Here is a 16,830-nt window from a genome sequence, read left to right as displayed (position 1 = left end):
CTAACGTGATGAGAACGCGTCGCAAGAGCGACCACGATCAGCGGAGGAAGCAATCGATGGAATTCGGCGTATTCATTCTGGCGCAGCAGCGCGGCTATCATCAGAGCTCGCAGCAGGTCATCAACAATGCCGTCGAGCAGACCGTCGCCGCCGAGCACGCCGGCTTCGATACCGCCTGGTACGCCGAGCACCATTTCAACAATTACAGCCTCTGCCCCTCGCCGCTGATGATGGTCTCGCATTGCGCGGGCCTGACCAAGCGCATCCGCCTCGGCACCGCCGTCTGCGTGCTGCCGCTGTACAATCCGGCGCGGCTGCTCGGCGAAATCGGCTTTGCCGATACGGTCTCGAACGGCCGCCTCGATCTCGGCATCGGCTCGGGCTACCAGAAGTTCGAGTTCGACCGCTTCGGCGTCGACCTCGACCATTCGCACGCGCTGTTCGCCGAGTTCTACGACGTGCTCCACGCCGGCATAAAAGAGCGCATCTTCTCCTATTCGGGTGAACACCTGAAGATGCCGCCGACCGCGATCGCCGTGCGCACGGTGCAGAAGCCGATGCCGCCGATCTGGGTCACGTCCGGCCACGGCGAGACGCTCGGCCGCGCCATTCGTGACAACCACAACCTCTTCGTCACCGCGCTGCTCAACGGCCTCGACGCGATCAAGGCCTTGCGCGAACGTCTCGAGGGAATCGCGGCGACGGAAGGCCGCTCCATCGACGACACGCGCTTCGGCTTCCTGCGCTGCGCCTATGCCAGCGACAATGACAGCGAGATCCAGTCCTATCTGGACAATGCGCGCTTCCAGCGCCGGCTGTCCGAAAGCCTGAAGTTCCGGCGTGCCCAGAGCGACGACGGCTATCTGATCAAGGAGGAGGCCGGGCCGAACGACATGAGCCTGGAGACGATGCGCAGCAACCTGCCCGTCGGCAGCGTCAATCAGGTGATCGACCGCATGCTGGAAGAGATCAGCATCCTCAAGCCGACCCACATCGCGCTGCAGACCCAGCTCGGCGATTTCGATCAGCGCACGATGCTGCGCCAGATCGAATTGTGGGGCAGCAGGATCATTCCCGCGATCCGGAAGGAGCTGAAATCCGGCCGCGGCAAGGTCGCAGGCGAAGCGGTTCCGGCATAAGCGAGACCGGCGAGGCGCGAGGTTCGGAGGCACGTCATGGGATGTCAGATGGCTCAAATGACCGATTTCCGCTCGGTCGAAGCCGCCGAGTTCCGGCTGGCCATGCGCAACCTCGCGAGCGGCGTCGCCATCGTCGCAACGGGAACGGAAACCACACGGCGCGGGCTGACGGTCAGCTCCGTCACCTCGCTGTGCATGGACCCGCCCTGCCTTCTCGTCGGCGTCAATTCAAGCTCCGAAACGCATGCCGCCATCCTCGCCAACGGCCGCTTCGGGATCAGTCTGCTCGGCAGCGGGCAGGAGGATCTGGCACTGCGTTTCGCCGGCGGCGCCAAGGGCATCGACCGCTTCGCGACGGCGCCATGGGAGCAAGGCGTTCTCGACGTGCCGCTGCTCGGACCGGCGATCGGCGCACTGGAATGCGTGCTCCACCATCACCAGGTGGTAGGCACCCACGGTCTCTTCATCGGCCGGATCGTGGCCACCCGCGGCGGCAACGGCGATCCCCTCGTCAATTTCCAGGGCGCATTGCGCGCGCTGCCGCAAGCCTAGCCGCATCCCTGGTGGCGATCCTGGCATCGTCACCAGACAGGCCGTGAGCGCAAGAAGGAGCCGCGCCGTGATCATCGAATGCCTGGACGGCGGTGCCGTCCGTCTGACCGAGCCATTCGACTTCAAAAGGTTCAAGCTGGTCCTGCGCGCCGATGTCCGCACCGACGCACAGAGCTGGAATGGCATTACCCTTCTCGACGGTCGCAATGCGCTCGTCTCGATCGATCTGGTCCCGACCCTGCCAGGCCGCCCCGACGACGCAAGCTGGGATCAGGGCTATGCGGTGATGGTGGCCAAGGCCCGCGAGCATGGCTGGATCGATGCCGAACGACAGGCGATCCGCGCTCATATCGAACGAATGCCCTAGCCAGCCCTGCGGCCCGACGACGCAACCTGATTGCGCAAACCTCCTTCATGATGCTCGCGCGGTGGCTGCGTCGTCCCGGAATCAGTCAAGCTTGATCCAGACCCCCTTCGTTTGCAGGTATTCGTCGAGCTGTTCGGTGCCGCCCTCGCGGCCATATCCGCTCATCTTGTAGCCGCCGAACGGCATTGCGGGATCGATTGCGTGATAGGTGTTCACCCACACCGACCCTGCACGGAGGCTGCGCGAGATCACATGCGCCTTGCTCACGTCGCGCGTGAAGACACCTGCCGCGAGCCCGTACGGCGTCGCGTTGGCTCTTTCCACGGCCTCGTCGAGGGTGTCGAACGGCAAAGCGGAAATGACCGGGCCGAAGATCTCGTCACGGGCAATCTGCATGTCGTCGGAGACGCCGGCGAACACGGTCGGCTCGACGAAGTTGCCCTTCGCAAGACCGCCCTCCTTCGCGCGCCGTCCGCCGGCCACGACCTTTGCCCCTTCGTCGCGCCCGCTTTGCAGGAAGCCCTCCACCTTGTCGAGCTGTCGCCGGGAGACGAGAGGCCCGATCTCCGTCGTCGGATCCGCGCCATCGCCGATCTTCAGCGCCGAGGCGAACTTGCCGAGCCGTTCGACCAATTCATCGTGGATTTTACGCTCCACGAACAGGCGCGAGCCGGCGATGCAGATCTGGCCCGAGTTGGCGAACGCGGCCATCGCGGCAACAGGCACGGCCTTGTCGAGGTCGGCATCGGCGCAGACGATGACCGGTGATTTTCCGCCAAGCTCGAGAGACACCCGCTTGAGGTTGCCGGCCGACGCGCGAATGATCGCCTGGCCGGTCGCGGTGGAGCCGGTGAAGACGATCTTGTCGACGCCGGGGTGCTCGGCCAGAGGCGCGCCGGCCTCAGGCCCGGTTCCGGTCACCACGTTGACAACGCCGGGCGGCACGCCGGCCTCGTTCATCAGGTCCGCGATCAGCAGCGGAGTCAGCGGCGCCTCTTCCGACGGCTTGAGCACGATCGTGCAGCCGGTCGCGAGCGCAGGTCCGATCTTCCAGACCGATGCGGCCGTCGGTGCATTCCACGGAATGATTGCGCCAACCACGCCGATGGGCTCCTTCCGCGTGAACGAGACGATATCCCCCGGCAGCGAGTTATCGATGGTCTGCCCGTGGAGCGCGGTCGCCATGCCGGCGTAGTAGCGCAGCATGCCGATCACGCGGAGCTTGTTCGCCCGCGTCCGGACGATCGGCATTCCCATGTCGGCCGTATCGGACTGGCTGATCTCCTCCCAGTGTTTCTCGAACAGGTCGGCGACACGCAGCAGCAGCGCCTGCCGCTCGAACGGCTTGAAGCGGCTCCACGGCCCGATGAAGGCGCGACGGGCCGCGGCGACCGCGTCGTTGATGTCGGCCGCCTCGCCGCGCGGGACTCGACCGATGACTTCGCCGGTCGCTGGATTGCGCGTCTCGAAGACCTTGCCCGAGCGGGCTTCCACCCAGGCGCCATCGACGAACATCTTTCGGGTTCGGCCGTCGACCGGAAATCGGATCTCAGCTTTCGTCATCGAAGTACTCCTGTCTCGACGGAGACGAGGACGGATGCCCCACCGCCGTTTGATTTCGAGCTTTCATAGCTGTTATTCTTCGCCTCGGGCAGGGTCCGCAACGATGGCGGGGACTGCATTCTGATGCTCCGCAGTCTTCGGGTCGAACATGGGAGCAGGCGTCATAGCGAATGTCAGGGCTGACCGGCCTTGGAAGGATCGATCGAGATCTGGCGCTTCAGCGTGCGCAGGCCGAACGTCGTTCGCGACTGCCGGATGCCCGGTATCCTGTACAACGCCTGTCGCAGGAAGCGCTCGTAGTGATCGGTGTCCTGCACCACGACCTTGATGAGATAATCGTATTCGCCGGTCACCAGATAGGCTTCCATCACCTCCGGAATTCGCGACAGTGCGGTGCCGAAGCGCTCGAGCACCTTCTCGTCGTGCTTGTCCAGCGTGATCTCGACGAAGGCAATGTTGTTGTAGCCAAGATTGGCGTGATTGAGCACCGCGACATATTTCTCGATCGCGCCGTTTTCCTCGAGGCGCTTCACCCTGGTCCAGCATGGCGAGCTCGAGAGCCCGACCTGCTCCGCCAGCGCGCTCGTCGTCAGGCGGCCGTTCTCGCTCAGAGCCGAGAGAATGCGGCGATCGAGCTGATCGAGCTCCTCGACGGGGCCGCGCTTGGCAGGCATCGGATAATCCTTCTGTATCTTGGTCGTATTACGGGAAAATATTCCGAAATTTTGGCGAATCCGTCGGAATTTTGGGAAATCTTCGCGAATGAAGGGATTATCATTGTGCCGCGAGAGAACCTGACATGCAACCTCAACAGCGCCGCAGCGTCAGCGTGACGGCCACCACGTCCGACCCTTTTGACGGCATCGTCCGGCTTGTCCTCGACGCGGGGCGGTTCGGCTTCGGCCTCGACCAGATCTCGATGACCACGCGCTCCGACGGGAACCGAACCATACGGATGGTTCTTGAAGTCCAGCCGACGGCCGATTGCGCGGACCTTGCGGAACGGCTGTCACGGCATCCGGCGATCATGGACCTTCGCATAGCGGAGCTTTCGCGCGAACAGTCCGATCAACCGGGTGTTGCCGCGTCACACCCCGCAGACGAGCGGATACTCCCATGACCAGCCCCACGCCCCTTCATTTTCACGTTCCGGAGCCTGCAAGCCGTCCGGGAGGCAAGCCGGATTTCTCCGGCGTCTCGATTCCGAAGGCAGGCTCGGTCCGGCGCCCGCCGGTCGACGTGCTCCCCGAGGAGATTCGTGACCTCGCCTACTCGATCATCCGCGTGCTCAATCACGAGGGCCGGGCAATCGGGCCATGGGTGCCGGACCTCTCCCAGGACGAGCTGGTCGCCGGCCTGCGCCACATGATGACCCTGCGCACGTTCGACGCGCGGATGCAGATGGCGCAACGGCAGGGGAAGACGTCGTTCTACATGCAGCACACCGGCGAGGAAGCCGTGAGCTGCGCCTTCCGCATCGCGCTCGGCCCCGACGACATGAACTTCCCGACCTACCGTCAGGCCGGCCTGCTGATCGCGCATGACTATCCGCTCGTCGACATGATGTGCCAGATTTATTCCAATGAGCAGGATCCGCTAAAGGGCCGGCAATTGCCCGTGATGTACTCTTCGAAAAAACACGGCTTCTTTTCGATTTCGGGCAACCTCGCCACGCAGTTCGTCCAGGCGGTCGGCTGGGCCATGGCCTCGGCGATCAAGCGCGACAACCGCATTGCCGCCGCCTGGATCGGCGACGGCTCGACGGCGGAGTCGGATTTCCATGCGGCGCTTGTCTTCGCCTCGACCTACAAGGCGCCGGTCGTCCTCAACGTGGTCAACAATCAGTGGGCCATCTCGACCTTCCAGGGCATCGCGCGTGGCGGCTCGGGCACCTTCGCGGCGCGCGGCCTCGGCTTCGGCATCCCCGCGCTCAGGGTTGACGGCAACGACTATCTCGCGACCTATGCCGTCGCAAAATGGGCGATCGAGCGGGCGCGGCTCAACCTCGGGCCGACACTGATCGAATACGTCACTTACCGCGCCGGCGCGCATTCGACGTCGGATGATCCTTCCGCCTACCGGCCGAAGCACGAATCCGAGGAGTGGCCGCTGGGCGATCCCGTGATCCGGCTCAAGCAGCATCTCATCGCAATGGGGGCCTGGTCGGAAGAGCGCCACAAGCAGACCGAGGCCGAGATTCTTGCCACCGTCATCGCCGCGCAGAAGGAAGCCGAGGCCTTCGGCACCCTGCATTCCGGCGGCAAGCCCTCGGCGCGCGATATCTTCGAGGACGTCTATGCCGAGCTGCCGCCGCATCTGCGGCGCCAGCGCCAGCAGATCGGGGTCTAAGCCATGCCGCGCATGACGATGATCGAGGCAATCCGCTCGGGGCTCGACGTCTCGATGGCTCGCAACGACGACGTCGTGGTCTATGGCGAGGACGTCGGCTTTTTCGGCGGCGTGTTCCGCTGCACGCAGGGCCTGCAGCAGAAGTACGGTGTCTCGCGCTGTTTCGATGCGCCGATCAGCGAATGCGGCATCGTCGGCACCGCGATCGGCATGGCCGCCTATGGGCTGCGCCCCTGCGTCGAGCTTCAGTTCGCCGACTACATGTATCCGGCTTACGACCAGATCGTCTCGGAGGCCGCGCGCCTGCGCTATCGTTCGGCCGGCGACTTCACCTGCCCCCTGGTCATCCGCATGCCGACCGGCGGTGGCATTTTCGGTGGACAGACGCACAGCCAGAGCCCCGAGGCGCTGTTCACGCATGTCGCGGGACTGAAGACCGTGGTGCCGTCCAATCCCTATGATGCGAAAGGCCTCCTGATCGCGGCCATCGAGGATCCGGACCCCGTCATCTTCCTGGAGCCGAAGCGGCTCTACAACGGCCCGTTCGACGGTCATCACGATCGACCGGTCACCGCATGGGCCAGGCACGAGCTCTCCGAAGTGCCGGAGGGACATTACACCACGCCCCTCGGCAAGGCCGTGAGGCGACGCGCCGGCGAGGCTGTCACCATCCTTGCCTACGGCACCATGGTTCACGTCGCCCTCGCAGCCGTCGAGGAGACCGGTGTCGACGCCGACGTGATCGACCTGCGCACCCTGCTTCCGCTCGATCTCGAGACGATCGCGGCTTCCGTCGCCAAGACCGGCCGCTGCATCGTGCTGCACGAAGCAACCCTGACCTCCGGCTTCGGCGCGGAGCTGACGGCGCTGGTGCAGGAGCACTGTTTCTATCATCTCGAAGCGCCGGTGATGCGCGTCACCGGCTGGGACACGCCCTACCCGCATGCGCAGGAATGGGACTATTTCCCCGGCCCTGTCAGGCTCGGGCAGGCGCTACGCGACATCGTGGAGGCACGCTGATGGGCGAGCGCAGCGTCAAGCTTCCGGATATCGGGGAAGGCATTGCCGAAGCCGAGCTGGTCGAATGGCACGTCAAGGTGGGCGATCTCGTCCGCGAGGACGACCTGCTCGCCACCGTGATGACCGACAAGGCTTCGGTCGAAATTCCCTCGCCGCTCGCAGGCGAGGTCAGCTGGGTCGGCGCCCAGATCGGTGAAGCGGTCGCGATCGGCTCGACGCTCGTGAAGCTCAAGGTACCCGGCGACGACGCCTCGGAGCCGGCGGACGAGGCGCCGACGAAAGACGCCGCGACGCCATCGGCCGCGACGAAAGCCGAAGCCCCGGTTGCCGAGCCGGCGCCCGCCGCCCGCGTTCACTCCGCGGCGATCGAGGCCCGGCCGGCAACGACATCTGCGGTCCGCCGCGCGCCGGGCGAGAAGCCGACGGCCTCGCCTGCGATACGCCTCAAGGCGCGCGAAGCCGGCATCGACCTGCGCCAGGTCCACGGCAGCGGCCCCGCCGGACGCATCACCCATGAGGACATCGACGCCTTCCTGTCGCGTGGACCGGCGCCGCTCCACGGTCGCGGCATGAGCCCGAAGACCGCCGTCACCGACGTCAAGGTGGTGGGCCTGCGCCGCCGCATTGCCGAGAAGATGGCGCTGTCGAAGTCGCGCATCCCGCACATCACCATCATCGAGGAAGTGAACGTCTCGCCGCTGGAGGATTTTCGCGCGTCGCTGAACAGGAAGCCTGCGCCGGAGCATCCCAAGCTCACGCTGCTGCCGTTCCTGATGCGCGCCATGGCCAAGGCGCTTGCCGAGCAGCCCGCGCTCAACGCGCTCTACGACGACGAGGCCGGCATCGTGCATCAGCATGCCGGCATCCATATCGGCATCGCGACCCAGACGCCGTCGGGCCTCGTCGTTCCCGTGGTGAAGCATGTGGAGGCGCGCGACCTTCGGGACTGCAGCGTCGAGCTGAACCGTCTCGCGCAGCGCGCCCGCGAGGGCACCGCGACGCGCGAGGAGTTGACCGGCTCGACCATCACCATCACCTCGCTCGGCGCGCTCGGCGGCCTTGCGACCACGCCCGTGATCAACCATCCCGAGGTCGCCATTGTCGGCGTCAACAAGATCGCGGTGCGTCCGGTCTGGGACGGCACCCAGTTCGTGCCATGCAAGATGATGAACCTCTCCTCCAGCTTCGATCACCGCGTCATCGACGGATGGGACGCGGCCGTCTTCGTGCAGCGGCTCAAGGAGCTGCTGGAGAACCCGGCGACGATCTTCGTCGATCACTGAGGCGGTAGAAGCAATGACCGAGATCACCTGTCAGCTCGTCGTTATCGGTGGCGGCCCCGGCGGCTATGTCTGCGCGATCCGCGCCGGCCAGCTCGGCCTCGACACCGTCCTCGTCGAACGCGGCAAGCTGGGTGGAAGCTGCCTGAACGTCGGCTGCATTCCCTCGAAGGCGATGATTCACGTCGCCGAGGAATTCGAGAAGCTGACCGAGGCCGCGCACGGCAAGACGCCGTTCGGCCTGACAGCGGCGAATCCTGCGCTGGACTTCAGGCAGGCGATCGCCTGGAAGGACGGTATCGTCCAGCGGCTGAACAACGGCGTCGCTGCGCTGCTCCGCAAGGCCAAGGTCAAGATCGTGCAGGGCCATGCACGCTTCCGCGACGGCAAGACGATCATTGTCGAGACCGAGACCGGCCCGAAGACGATCAAGGCCGAGACGGTTGTGATCGCGACCGGCTCGGCGCCCGTCGAGTTGCCGTCCCTGCCGTTCGGCGGCGGGGTCATCTCCTCGACCGGTGCTCTCTCGCTCGCAGAAGTGCCGAAATCCCTTGTGGTCGTCGGCGGCGGCTATATCGGGCTCGAGCTCGGGACCGCTTTCGCCAAGCTGGGGAGCAAGGTGTCCGTGGTGGAGGCGCAGGACAACATCCTGCCGCTCTACGATGCCGAATTGACCGCTCCGATCACGAGACGCTTGGCCGCGCTCGGCGTCGAGGTGCTGACCGGCGCCCGGGCGCTCGGCCTGACCGCCCAGGGCGAGGGATTGCGCATCGAGACGGCCGATGGCCGGGAGCGCAGCATGGCGGCTGACAAGATTCTCGTCACGGTCGGCCGCGCGCCGGTTACCGCCACGTTGGGACTGGAGCAACTCGTCCTCGACATGGACGGCCGCTTCATCCGGATCGGCCAGCATTGCGAGACCTCGATGCGCGGCATCTATGCGATCGGCGATGTCACGGGAGAGCCGATGCTGGCCCATCGCGCCATGGCGCAGGGCGAGATGGTGGCGGAAATCGCCGCCGGCATGCCGCGCGCATGGGACAAGCAGTGCATCCCGGCGATCTGCTTCACCGATCCCGAGATCGTCTCCGCGGGCTTGTCACCGGAAGAGGCTCGCCGAGCAGGCATCGACATCAAGCTTGGTCAGTTTCCGTTTGCAGCCAATGGCCGCGCGATGACGCGCCATGGCGAGCCCGGCTTTGTGCGCGTCGTCGCTAGGGCCGACAATCAACGCGTCCTCGGTATCCAGGCCGTTGGACAGGGCGTCTCGGAGCTGTCTGCCGCGTTTAGCCTGGCAATCGAGATGGGCGCGGTCTTGCAGGACATCGCCGGCACGATCCACGCGCATCCCACGCTGGGCGAAGCAATCCAGGAAGCCGCCTTCAAGGCACTCGGCCACGCCATCCACGTCTAAGCCTGTCCCCCGGGCGGAGGCCAGACGAAGGGCGCCTCAAGCGCCGATAACCTCAGCCATCGGTGCCAGCGTGACGCCCGCTGCGGCAAGGCGCGCCTTCAGGCGCTGCGCCATCGCGACCGCGCCAGGCGTATCACCGTGGACACAGACGCTGTCGATGCGGGTCGGCAGCTGCGCTCCCGACAGGCACGTGATCGCGCGATCCTCGATCATGCGAATGACCCGTTCGGACGCGACCTCGGCATCGTGAATGACGGATCCGGCGAGGCGGCGCGACACCAGATTGCCATTGTCGGCATAGGCGCGATCGGCATAGATCTCGCGCGCCAGCGGCAGGCCGAATTTCTCGCCGGCCCGTTCCGTCTCCTGGCCGGGCATCACCACGAAGATCAGGTTGCGGTCGATGGTGCGGATCGCACGCGCCACGGCTTCGGCGAGGTCGCGATCCTCCGCGGCGATGTTGCCGAGCGCGCCGTGGGTCTTGACGTGGCGGACGGGGTGACCGGCGTCGGACGCCAGCGCCATCAGCGCGCCCACCTGGTAGAGCACGATCTTCTCGATGTCGGCGGGGCGTTCGCCCTGGATGGGCCTGCGGCCAAACCCCCAGAGATCGAGGAAGCCGGGATGCGCACCGGCCTGCACGCCGTTGGCCTTCGCCTCGCTCAGGGTGCGATGCATGACGAGCGGATCGCCGGCATGAAAGCCGCAGGCGATGTTGGCGGAAGTGACGGTCCGCAGCATCTCGGCGTCATCGCCGAGGGTATAGACGCCGAAACCTTCGCCCATGTCGCAGTTCATATCGATCAGAGTCATCGTCGTCCTCATTTGGCGTGCAGATTGGATATACCCATGATACGCGGTGTGCGTCACGATAAATTCGGCCCGCCCCTTGCATGGGGCGGTGACGTTTTTCGAGGAACATGCCTACGTCCAACGACCTCACCAAGGCCTCAATGAGCACGGTCAATGATGCACTCTACGCGGTGCCGCGCTTCCGCCGATCGGGTGATACCGCATTGACAGTCGAAGTCGGCGACGGCATCGACGCCGATGTCAATGCGCGGGTCGTCGATCTCGACCGCGCGCTGACCGAGCGTGCGCTGCCCGGCATCGTCGAGATCGTGCCGACCTACCGCACGCTGCTGGTCTGCTTCGATCCGGTCATGCTGTCACGGCGCGACATCGAAGCAGAGATCATGGCGCTGTGGCCGCCGGTCGCCCCGAAAGGACAGGTCCGCCGCCGCTGGACCGTTCCCGTCGCTTATGGCGGCGACAACGGGATGGACCTCGACTGGCTCGCGCGGCGGCTCGACACGACCACGGACGAGATCGTGGCGCGGCACAGCGCATCAGAATACCGTGTCTACATGATCGGCTTCATGCCGGGATTTGCCTATCTCGGCGGGCTCGATCCCGCACTTCACGTCGACCGGCGCCCGGAACCTCGGCTCGTGACGCCGCCGTGCAGCGTTTCCGTCGGAGGCCAACAGGCCGCAGTTGCGCCGCCGCTCGCCGCGCCCAGCGGCTGGCACATGCTCGGACGCACGCCGGTACGCTCCTATGACCCGCGACGCACGCACGAACCCTTCCTGTTCCGCGCCGGCGACCTGCTGCGGTTTCACCCCATCGCTGCCACCGAATTTGCCGCGCTGGAGCGCGCGGCCGAAGCGGGCGCGATCATCGCCGAGAGAGAAGAGTTGCAGGTCTGAGCGGCGCAATGTCTGTTGATCTCGAAATCGTCGAGCCCGGTCTCGCAACGACCCTCCAGGATCTTGGCCGCCGCGGCTTCCAGCGCTTTGGCATCTCTGCGTCGGGCGTGATGGATCCGATGGCGCTCGCCACCGCCAATGCGCTGGTCGGCAACAAGCTTGAGACGGCCGCTCTCGAAATCACCCTCGCGGGGCCCACGCTCAGCTGCGGCGGCGCCGATATCCGCTTCGCGCTTGCAGGCGCGGACTTCGCTATCGCGATCGACGGCCGGCCGGTTTCTTCGCACGAAACACACGATCTGAAGGCAGGCCACCGCCTCTCGATCGGGACTGCACGGGATGGCGCACGCGCGGTACTCGCCGTCTCCGGCGGATTTCAGGTCGCGCCGATGCTCGGCAGCGTCTCGACGCATTCGCGCAGCCAGCTCGGCGGGCTCGACGGTGGTCCGCTGCGTGCGGGCGATCGATTGCCGCTGGCAGCTCCCGGAGTGCCGGCCCGGCCACATCTGATGGTGTCCCCGGCGCATCGCCACCGCGCGCAAGGCGCTATTCGCGTCCTCCTCGGCCCGCAGGACGATGCTTTCAGCGCCGAGGGCATCGCGACGTTCTTCGCCTCCGACTACACCGTCACGCCGCTGTCCGATCGCATGGGATGCCGGCTCGAAGGACCGCGGGTTCAGCATGCGGGCGCAGTGGGTATCGTCTCCGACGGAACGGTGTTCGGCAGCATCCAGATTCCCGGAAATGGTCAGCCGATCATCCTGCTCGCCGATCGCCAGACCACCGGGGGATATCCAAAGATCGCAACCGTGATCTCGGCGGACCTGCCGCGGCTTGCTCAGCTCCGCCCCGGCGAACGCGTCCGTTTTCAGGCGATCGAGGAGGACGTCGCCATCCAGCTCGCCCGCGACATGCGCGAACGGATCAGGCGCATCGATGCATCCTTGATCGAGATCCAGCGGACCGCCGCGCCCACGAGCGACCATTTGCTGGCGTGCAATCTCATCGACGGCGTGATTTCCGCGCTCGATGAACAGAGTTAGCGCCGAACGCCCACGCGTCACTTCGGGTTGGGCTCTTCCAATCCTGCACCCGGTTCATCCAACCGGCCGCCCCTCGCAAGCCGGATCGCATTTCCCAGCGCGCGTGCCACGTTCAGAACCTCGTGCTGAAATTCGCGGTCTTCGTCCAGCTCCCGATGCGACGTGGCATATGTCTCCATGTAACCGACGTAGCCGTCGAGCTCGCCGAAGCGACCCGCCGAGATCAGGTGCATGTCGGTCAGCCAGTCAGACAGGGTTCTGCGCACCCCCTCGGTGCCGACACTGTCGCCGTGGACCACGAGGCCAAAATGGCGGCCGGCGAGATGACGCGGATAGGGCCAGCCTTTCAGCTCGATCGCCTTGGCCTCATCCGCCTTCTTGCCGTGCGTCGACGTCGGATCGGGATTTCCGCCATCGGCGCACACGAGCCGGTCCATCATCGCCTTGAGTCCGGCCGGGACATGGTACCAGTTCACGGGCGTCACGATCAGGATGCCGTGGGCAGCGACCCAGAGCGGATAGATCTCGTTCATCCAGTCACTGGTCTGGCCCAGCGCGTAGTTCGGATAGCAGCTGCAAGGCCAGTGGCAGAGCGGCATGGCGGTGGACACGCAGGCTTTGCAGGGATGGATGTTCTTGCCGAATTCCGAGGTCAGGCGGGAGAGATCGAGGATATCCACGGTAAAGCCCATCTCGATGAAGACGGGCTCAGCCATCTTGACCATGCGCCAGGTTTTGGACATCTCGCCGGGACAGGTGTGCTCGCTTCGGGCTGACCCGTTGATGATGAGGACGCGGAGAGGCGCAAGGGCGTCATCATGCCGCCGCTGCGCCTCGAGGACCGCGGACCGGGCATTCAGCCAGTCGACCGCGAGATCGTAATCCGGATCGGAGAAGCCCGGTCCTGCCTTTCGGGTCATCGGGGCTTTGCGCGAATGACTGTAGGCATCCCAGGCCGCCCCGATCACAGCATCCAGCTCATGCTGCAGGGGCGCAAACGAGGGATCAACGAACTGGTCCCTGTAGCGGCGTTCAAACTCCTCGCGCGGCAGTTTGACCGGCGGCATCCCCTTGCGAATGTCCGGATCCGTCATGCTGTCTCCTCTGGATATCGGTGCGATCCGATCAACCAGAGAGCGTCGCATGCGGTTCCTAAGGCGCGAGGGCCGAAGCGAAAAGCGCCCCTTGGACGCAACATATCCAGCGCCGGGACGTTTGCCGACGAGGGAGCGTGGCGACAGATGGCTCGCGTACATATCGGAACTTCGGGCTGGCACTACGCCTCGTGGCGAGGCCCATTCTTTCCAAGCGATTTACCCCTGAAGCAGCAACTCAGCTATTACGCCGGTCAATTCCACACGACCGAGCTCAACGGCGTCTTCTATCGCACGCCAACGCCAGAAGCCGTCAAGACCTGGCGATCTCAGGTCGACGGAGATTTCGTATTCGCGTGGAAGGCCTCCAAGTTCATCACGCACTGGAAACGCCTGTCCGACAACTCCAGGAACAGCCTAGCGCTGCTGGAGGATCGTATCTCCTTGCTCGGTCCGGCTGCGGGACCGATCCTGTTTCAACTTCCGCCCCAGTTCGAAGCAAACGCCGACCGCCTTGCCTCTTTCTTCAAGCTGCTCTCCAGCAAGCGCCGCTACAGCTTCGAGTTTCGGCATCCGAGCTGGTACCAGCCTCGCATCCTGCGAATGCTTGCCGACGAGAACATCTCGCTTTGCCTGTCGGACCATCACGACGCACCGGCGCCGTGGCGACGGACAGCGGATTTCGTCTACGTACGCGGGCACGGGCCGAGCGGACGCTATTACGGCCACTACCGTCGGCCGGTGCTTGCCGAATGGGCCAAGCGCATCAAGTCATGGAAGCGCCAGGGCTGCGACGTCTATGTCTATTTCGACAACGACCAGAAAAGCGCGGCACCGAGCGATGCCCTGAAGCTTCGGTCGCTGCTATAGGCCGCGCGCCGGACCGCATTGCTATTCGCACCAGAATTCCGCGAGCTCCTCAGCGGTCACCAGATCGACCTGACCGTGGAAGCGGCTACGATACATGGTCATGAGCGCGTCATGGCCGACGTCGGATGAGCTGCACAGAGCGTCCTCCACGATCACGACTCTGAAGCCGAGATCGACCGCGCTCAAGACCGTCGACAGGACGCAAACGTCGGTTTCCGCGCCAGTGATGACCACCGTCCCGATTCCTTTTTCGATCAACGAGGCTGGCAGCGCCGGATTGCTGAACGCCGAATAGGCCGGCTTGTCGATGACGCGAGCTGGCGGAACGTGGCGCGCCAAGGCCGGCACGAGGTCAAGCGCCGATGCCGGGAGATGGTTGCGGGTGGCCTGCTCCCAACGGTGGAAATAGCTGCGCCACTGCCCGGGACGGTCCTCCGGGTGGTGCGGCGTGATGAAACGTGAAAACACGGTTCTCACCTCGTAGCGCGACACGATCGTAACGATCGTTGGCAGGACTCGCTCCATCCACGGCGTCTCCCAGAGACCGCCGGGCGCAAAGATGTTCTGCATGTCGATGCAGAGATGAACGGCGCCGCGAATCTCCGCGACCTTCGACTTGCCATCCCTCATTATCTTCCACCGTCCGCCTGCGTCACCCGTACTCACGAGCCCAACCGCTCCGCTTGCAGCGCCCGCCCCAGGAGGTGCGGTGCGGCGCGCAGACTGGTTTCCGGCCACTGCAGGCCTGCCCAAGAAACCTGAAACCAGAACGCTGGTTCCAAGCCGCATCTGCGAGGAACAAGCGGGAGCCAGGCTTCTTAACCGGACAGAACGACGTCGGAGGTCAGCATGGGTGACACCACGATCAAGAAAGTTTCCGCCAGCCACTCCCCGGTCGGGGACATGGGACAAACGTACCTGGTCTCCGGAAAGCACGTTTCAATGCGCTTGTGGCAGAACGAGGCGCCGCAACAGGGCGCGACGACGCAGCGAGAATACGAGACCGTTGGCTATGTCATTGCGGGACAGGCCGAACTCACGCTTGAAGGCCAAACGATCAATCTAAAATCCGGCGATTCCTGGCTTGTTCCTGCGCAGGCAAAGCACGCCTACCGGATTCAGAAGACCTTTACCGCGATTGAGGCGACGGCACCGCCGGCACAGGTGCACGGGCGCGACGATTGAACGGCCGCGCCGATTGGCGCGAAGGTGGACCGATCAAGCTGTCATTCCGCGGCGCTCCTTGCGTCGATCGTATAGCCTTGGATGTAGCTGGCAGACAGCAAAACCGGCCGCCTTCCCCGCTGAAAGGTACGTACCGCCGACTGCTTCATGAAGCGACTGCACCGCCGGAGCGCGATGTCGTGTGGGCAGTCCTCCCGGATCGCCCCGGACTGATTAGGAACCCTCTCATCGACACGGAATTGGTCCCGCACAAATTCGGAGGATTTCCCATGGATGGGATCATCTATCTTGTCGGGTTGATCGTGATCATCATGTTCATCCTGTCTCTGTTCGGCTTGCGGTGACCACGATGGAAACGCTGGTTGCTGCCGGAAAAGCGACGGCGCTCGAGCAGGACCGAGTGCCGCCGTGGAGTTTGCAATGGACGCCTGTCGTTGCCGGCGCTTTGGCGGCATCGGCGCTCTCCCTGATCCTGATCTCGTTTGCGGCCGCCCTCGGGCTTGGCGTCGCCTCGGCGGCTCCGACCTGGCGGGACACCTCGTTTGCGCTTTGGCTGCTCTCGGGCGTTTATCTGATCTTTCAGGCCCTCATCAGCTTCGGTTGCGGCGGCTATTTTGCCGGGCGCATCCGATCGCCCTATGCATCCGTCAACGAGGACGTCGCAACCCGCGACGGGATGCATGGCGTTGCCTCCTGGGCGCTTGCCGTCGTAATCGGCGCCGTCCTGACCGCCTTGGTTGCATGGGCGGCCAGCAAGCCGTCCTCGACGATGCAGACACCTTCGGCTTCCGAGCCATCGGTTCTCAGTTTCGAGCTCGATCGCCTGTTCCGCGCGCCGCGTCGGCCGCCGAACGTCGATCTGAGCGCCGAACGAGCCGAAGCCGCACGCATCCTGATGACGTCGTCCAGCCACAGCGGCGTTGCGACCGATGATCGCGCTTACCTCGTCCAGCAGGTCACCGCGCTGACCGGCCTGACCGGGCCGGATTCGGAGAAGCGGGTCGATGCGACGATTGCGAATGCCAAGCAAGCCATTTCCAGGGCGCGCGCGGCGAGCATCATCCTGGCTTTTTCGGCAGCTGCTGCGCTGCTGTTTGGAGCCGTTGCCGCCTGGGCTGGCGCCGCGGCAGGCGGACGGCACAGGGACGGCCGGCCACTTTCTGCCTGGATGATGCATTCGAACCGCTGGTCGAGCCGCCCGGCTGAGACGCCGCAGTCCATGCCTTAGTGCGAATTGAAGGACGA

The 16,830-nt window shown here is 64.8% G+C and carries 19 protein-coding genes; 14 read left to right on the top strand and 5 right to left on the bottom strand.

Translation table 11 applies throughout. The annotated features are described in order from the left end of the window. The first annotated feature begins 56 nt into the window (after positions 1–56). The 3 genes from QA649_RS15320 (at position 57) to QA649_RS15310 (ending at position 2,058) form a co-directional block, all read left to right on the top strand. Complete coding sequence (locus QA649_RS15320) at positions 57–1,139, top strand: LLM class flavin-dependent oxidoreductase (RefSeq protein WP_283024917.1); 1,083 nt, start codon at positions 57–59, stop codon at positions 1,137–1,139. Between the two features lie 48 nt (positions 1,140–1,187). Beyond that, positions 1,188–1,691, top strand: a complete 504-nt coding sequence (locus QA649_RS15315; protein ID WP_283024916.1) for a flavin reductase family protein — start codon at positions 1,188–1,190, stop codon at positions 1,689–1,691. A gap of 67 nt (positions 1,692–1,758) precedes the next feature. Continuing rightward, complete coding sequence (locus QA649_RS15310; RefSeq protein ID WP_283024915.1) at positions 1,759–2,058, top strand: hypothetical protein; 300 nt, start codon at positions 1,759–1,761, stop codon at positions 2,056–2,058. Between the two features lie 81 nt (positions 2,059–2,139). Here QA649_RS15310 and QA649_RS15305 read toward each other — a convergent pair whose 3' ends face one another. Then, complete coding sequence (locus QA649_RS15305; protein ID WP_283024914.1) at positions 2,140–3,621, bottom strand: aldehyde dehydrogenase; 1,482 nt, start codon at positions 3,619–3,621, stop codon at positions 2,140–2,142. Positions 3,622–3,794: 173 nt separating this feature from the next. After that, on the bottom strand, positions 3,795–4,295 hold the full coding sequence (locus QA649_RS15300; RefSeq protein ID WP_283024913.1) for an Lrp/AsnC family transcriptional regulator: 501 nt from the start codon (positions 4,293–4,295) through the stop codon (positions 3,795–3,797). Positions 4,296–4,420: 125 nt separating this feature from the next. Between QA649_RS15300 and QA649_RS15295 the strand changes: the two genes are divergently transcribed. From QA649_RS15295 to lpdA, 5 genes are read left to right on the top strand one after another with little or no spacing between them, the layout of a single operon-like run. Further along, the gene (locus QA649_RS15295) at positions 4,421–4,741 is read left to right on the top strand and encodes a hypothetical protein (RefSeq protein ID WP_283024912.1); all 321 of its coding nucleotides are present in this window, start codon (positions 4,421–4,423) and stop codon (positions 4,739–4,741) included. After that, the gene (locus QA649_RS15290; RefSeq protein ID WP_283024911.1) at positions 4,738–5,970 is read left to right on the top strand and encodes a 3-methyl-2-oxobutanoate dehydrogenase (2-methylpropanoyl-transferring) subunit alpha; all 1,233 of its coding nucleotides are present in this window, start codon (positions 4,738–4,740) and stop codon (positions 5,968–5,970) included. Before QA649_RS15295 ends, QA649_RS15290 begins: the two co-directional genes overlap by 4 nt. A gap of 3 nt (positions 5,971–5,973) precedes the next feature. Then, positions 5,974–6,990 carry an alpha-ketoacid dehydrogenase subunit beta gene (locus tag QA649_RS15285; RefSeq protein ID WP_283024910.1) on the top strand — a complete coding sequence of 339 codons (1,017 nt, stop codon included), beginning with the start codon at positions 5,974–5,976 and terminating at the stop codon, positions 6,988–6,990. Then, positions 6,990–8,273, top strand: a complete 1,284-nt coding sequence (locus QA649_RS15280) for a dihydrolipoamide acetyltransferase family protein (protein ID WP_283024909.1) — start codon at positions 6,990–6,992, stop codon at positions 8,271–8,273. The genes QA649_RS15285 and QA649_RS15280 overlap by 1 nt, the downstream gene beginning before the upstream one ends. 13 nt (positions 8,274–8,286) lie before the next feature. Next, positions 8,287–9,684 (top strand): dihydrolipoyl dehydrogenase, encoded by a 1,398-nt coding sequence (gene lpdA / locus QA649_RS15275; RefSeq protein WP_283024908.1) that lies wholly within the window; start codon positions 8,287–8,289, stop codon positions 9,682–9,684. 36 nt (positions 9,685–9,720) lie between these two features. Here the strand turns inward: lpdA and QA649_RS15270 are convergent, their stop codons facing one another. Further along, positions 9,721–10,497, bottom strand: a complete 777-nt coding sequence (locus QA649_RS15270) for a 5-oxoprolinase subunit PxpA (protein WP_283024907.1) — start codon at positions 10,495–10,497, stop codon at positions 9,721–9,723. 140 nt (positions 10,498–10,637) lie between these two features. Here QA649_RS15270 and pxpB point away from each other — a divergent pair, with 140 nt between their 5' ends. Beyond that, complete coding sequence (gene pxpB / locus QA649_RS15265; RefSeq protein WP_283024906.1) at positions 10,638–11,393, top strand: 5-oxoprolinase subunit PxpB; 756 nt, start codon at positions 10,638–10,640, stop codon at positions 11,391–11,393. 8 nt (positions 11,394–11,401) lie between these two features. Next, a complete protein-coding gene (locus tag QA649_RS15260) occupies positions 11,402–12,436 on the top strand; it encodes a biotin-dependent carboxyltransferase family protein (protein ID WP_283024905.1) in 1,035 nt (344 codons plus the stop codon). Between the two features lie 17 nt (positions 12,437–12,453). Here QA649_RS15260 and QA649_RS15255 read toward each other — a convergent pair whose 3' ends face one another. Continuing rightward, entirely contained in the window at positions 12,454–13,530 is a 1,077-nt protein-coding gene (locus QA649_RS15255; protein WP_283024904.1) for a flavodoxin family protein, read from the bottom strand. A 147-nt stretch (positions 13,531–13,677) separates the two neighbouring features. Here QA649_RS15255 and QA649_RS15250 point away from each other — a divergent pair, with 147 nt between their 5' ends. Then, a complete protein-coding gene (locus QA649_RS15250) occupies positions 13,678–14,400 on the top strand; it encodes a DUF72 domain-containing protein (protein WP_283024903.1) in 723 nt (240 codons plus the stop codon). A gap of 21 nt (positions 14,401–14,421) precedes the next feature. On the opposite strand, the gene QA649_RS15245 is transcribed toward QA649_RS15250, so the two are convergent. Then, entirely contained in the window at positions 14,422–15,030 is a 609-nt protein-coding gene (locus QA649_RS15245) for a cysteine hydrolase (RefSeq protein ID WP_283026032.1), read from the bottom strand. A gap of 219 nt (positions 15,031–15,249) precedes the next feature. Between QA649_RS15245 and QA649_RS15240 the strand changes: the two genes are divergently transcribed. The 3 genes from QA649_RS15240 to QA649_RS15230 are packed head-to-tail and all read left to right on the top strand — an operon-like array spanning position 15,250 to position 16,813. Then, positions 15,250–15,585 carry a cupin domain-containing protein gene (locus QA649_RS15240; protein WP_026311925.1) on the top strand — a complete coding sequence of 112 codons (336 nt, stop codon included), beginning with the start codon at positions 15,250–15,252 and terminating at the stop codon, positions 15,583–15,585. Continuing rightward, complete coding sequence (locus tag QA649_RS15235; RefSeq protein ID WP_283024902.1) at positions 15,582–15,929, top strand: hypothetical protein; 348 nt, start codon at positions 15,582–15,584, stop codon at positions 15,927–15,929. Before QA649_RS15240 ends, QA649_RS15235 begins: the two co-directional genes overlap by 4 nt. A gap of 5 nt (positions 15,930–15,934) precedes the next feature. After that, positions 15,935–16,813 carry a hypothetical protein gene (locus tag QA649_RS15230; RefSeq protein WP_283024901.1) on the top strand — a complete coding sequence of 293 codons (879 nt, stop codon included), beginning with the start codon at positions 15,935–15,937 and terminating at the stop codon, positions 16,811–16,813. Positions 16,814–16,830: the final 17 nt, after the last annotated feature.

It is taken from the genome of Bradyrhizobium sp. CB1717, assembly GCF_029714325.1.
In the GTDB taxonomy this organism is placed as follows: Bacteria; Pseudomonadota; Alphaproteobacteria; order Rhizobiales; family Xanthobacteraceae; genus Bradyrhizobium.
The sequence above is the reverse complement of the archived record's forward strand: the minus strand, read 5'-3'. Positions and strand labels throughout refer to the sequence as shown.

Bases quoted from the DNA above. Each gene is read 5' to 3' on its own strand.
- QA649_RS15320 (WP_283024917.1), top strand. From the start codon at position 57: ATGGAATTCGGCGTATTCATTCTGGCGCAGCAGCGCGGCTATCATCAG.
- QA649_RS15315 (WP_283024916.1), top strand. From the start codon at position 1,188: ATGGCTCAAATGACCGATTTCCGCTCGGTCGAAGCCGCCGAGTTCCGG.
- QA649_RS15305 (WP_283024914.1), bottom strand. From the start codon at position 3,621: ATGACGAAAGCTGAGATCCGATTTCCGGTCGACGGCCGAACCCGAAAG.
- QA649_RS15300 (WP_283024913.1), bottom strand. From the start codon at position 4,295: ATGCCTGCCAAGCGCGGCCCCGTCGAGGAGCTCGATCAGCTCGATCGC.
- QA649_RS15295 (WP_283024912.1), top strand. From the start codon at position 4,421: ATGCAACCTCAACAGCGCCGCAGCGTCAGCGTGACGGCCACCACGTCC.
- QA649_RS15290 (WP_283024911.1), top strand. From the start codon at position 4,738: ATGACCAGCCCCACGCCCCTTCATTTTCACGTTCCGGAGCCTGCAAGC.
- QA649_RS15285 (WP_283024910.1), top strand. From the start codon at position 5,974: ATGCCGCGCATGACGATGATCGAGGCAATCCGCTCGGGGCTCGACGTC.
- QA649_RS15280 (WP_283024909.1), top strand. From the start codon at position 6,990: ATGGGCGAGCGCAGCGTCAAGCTTCCGGATATCGGGGAAGGCATTGCC.
- lpdA (WP_283024908.1), top strand. From the start codon at position 8,287: ATGACCGAGATCACCTGTCAGCTCGTCGTTATCGGTGGCGGCCCCGGC.
- QA649_RS15270 (WP_283024907.1), bottom strand. From the start codon at position 10,497: ATGACTCTGATCGATATGAACTGCGACATGGGCGAAGGTTTCGGCGTC.
- pxpB (WP_283024906.1), top strand. From the start codon at position 10,638: ATGAGCACGGTCAATGATGCACTCTACGCGGTGCCGCGCTTCCGCCGA.
- QA649_RS15260 (WP_283024905.1), top strand. From the start codon at position 11,402: ATGTCTGTTGATCTCGAAATCGTCGAGCCCGGTCTCGCAACGACCCTC.
- QA649_RS15255 (WP_283024904.1), bottom strand. From the start codon at position 13,530: ATGACGGATCCGGACATTCGCAAGGGGATGCCGCCGGTCAAACTGCCG.
- QA649_RS15250 (WP_283024903.1), top strand. From the start codon at position 13,678: ATGGCTCGCGTACATATCGGAACTTCGGGCTGGCACTACGCCTCGTGG.
- QA649_RS15245 (WP_283026032.1), bottom strand. From the start codon at position 15,030: ATGAGGGATGGCAAGTCGAAGGTCGCGGAGATTCGCGGCGCCGTTCAT.
- QA649_RS15240 (WP_026311925.1), top strand. From the start codon at position 15,250: ATGGGTGACACCACGATCAAGAAAGTTTCCGCCAGCCACTCCCCGGTC.
- QA649_RS15230 (WP_283024901.1), top strand. From the start codon at position 15,935: ATGGAAACGCTGGTTGCTGCCGGAAAAGCGACGGCGCTCGAGCAGGAC.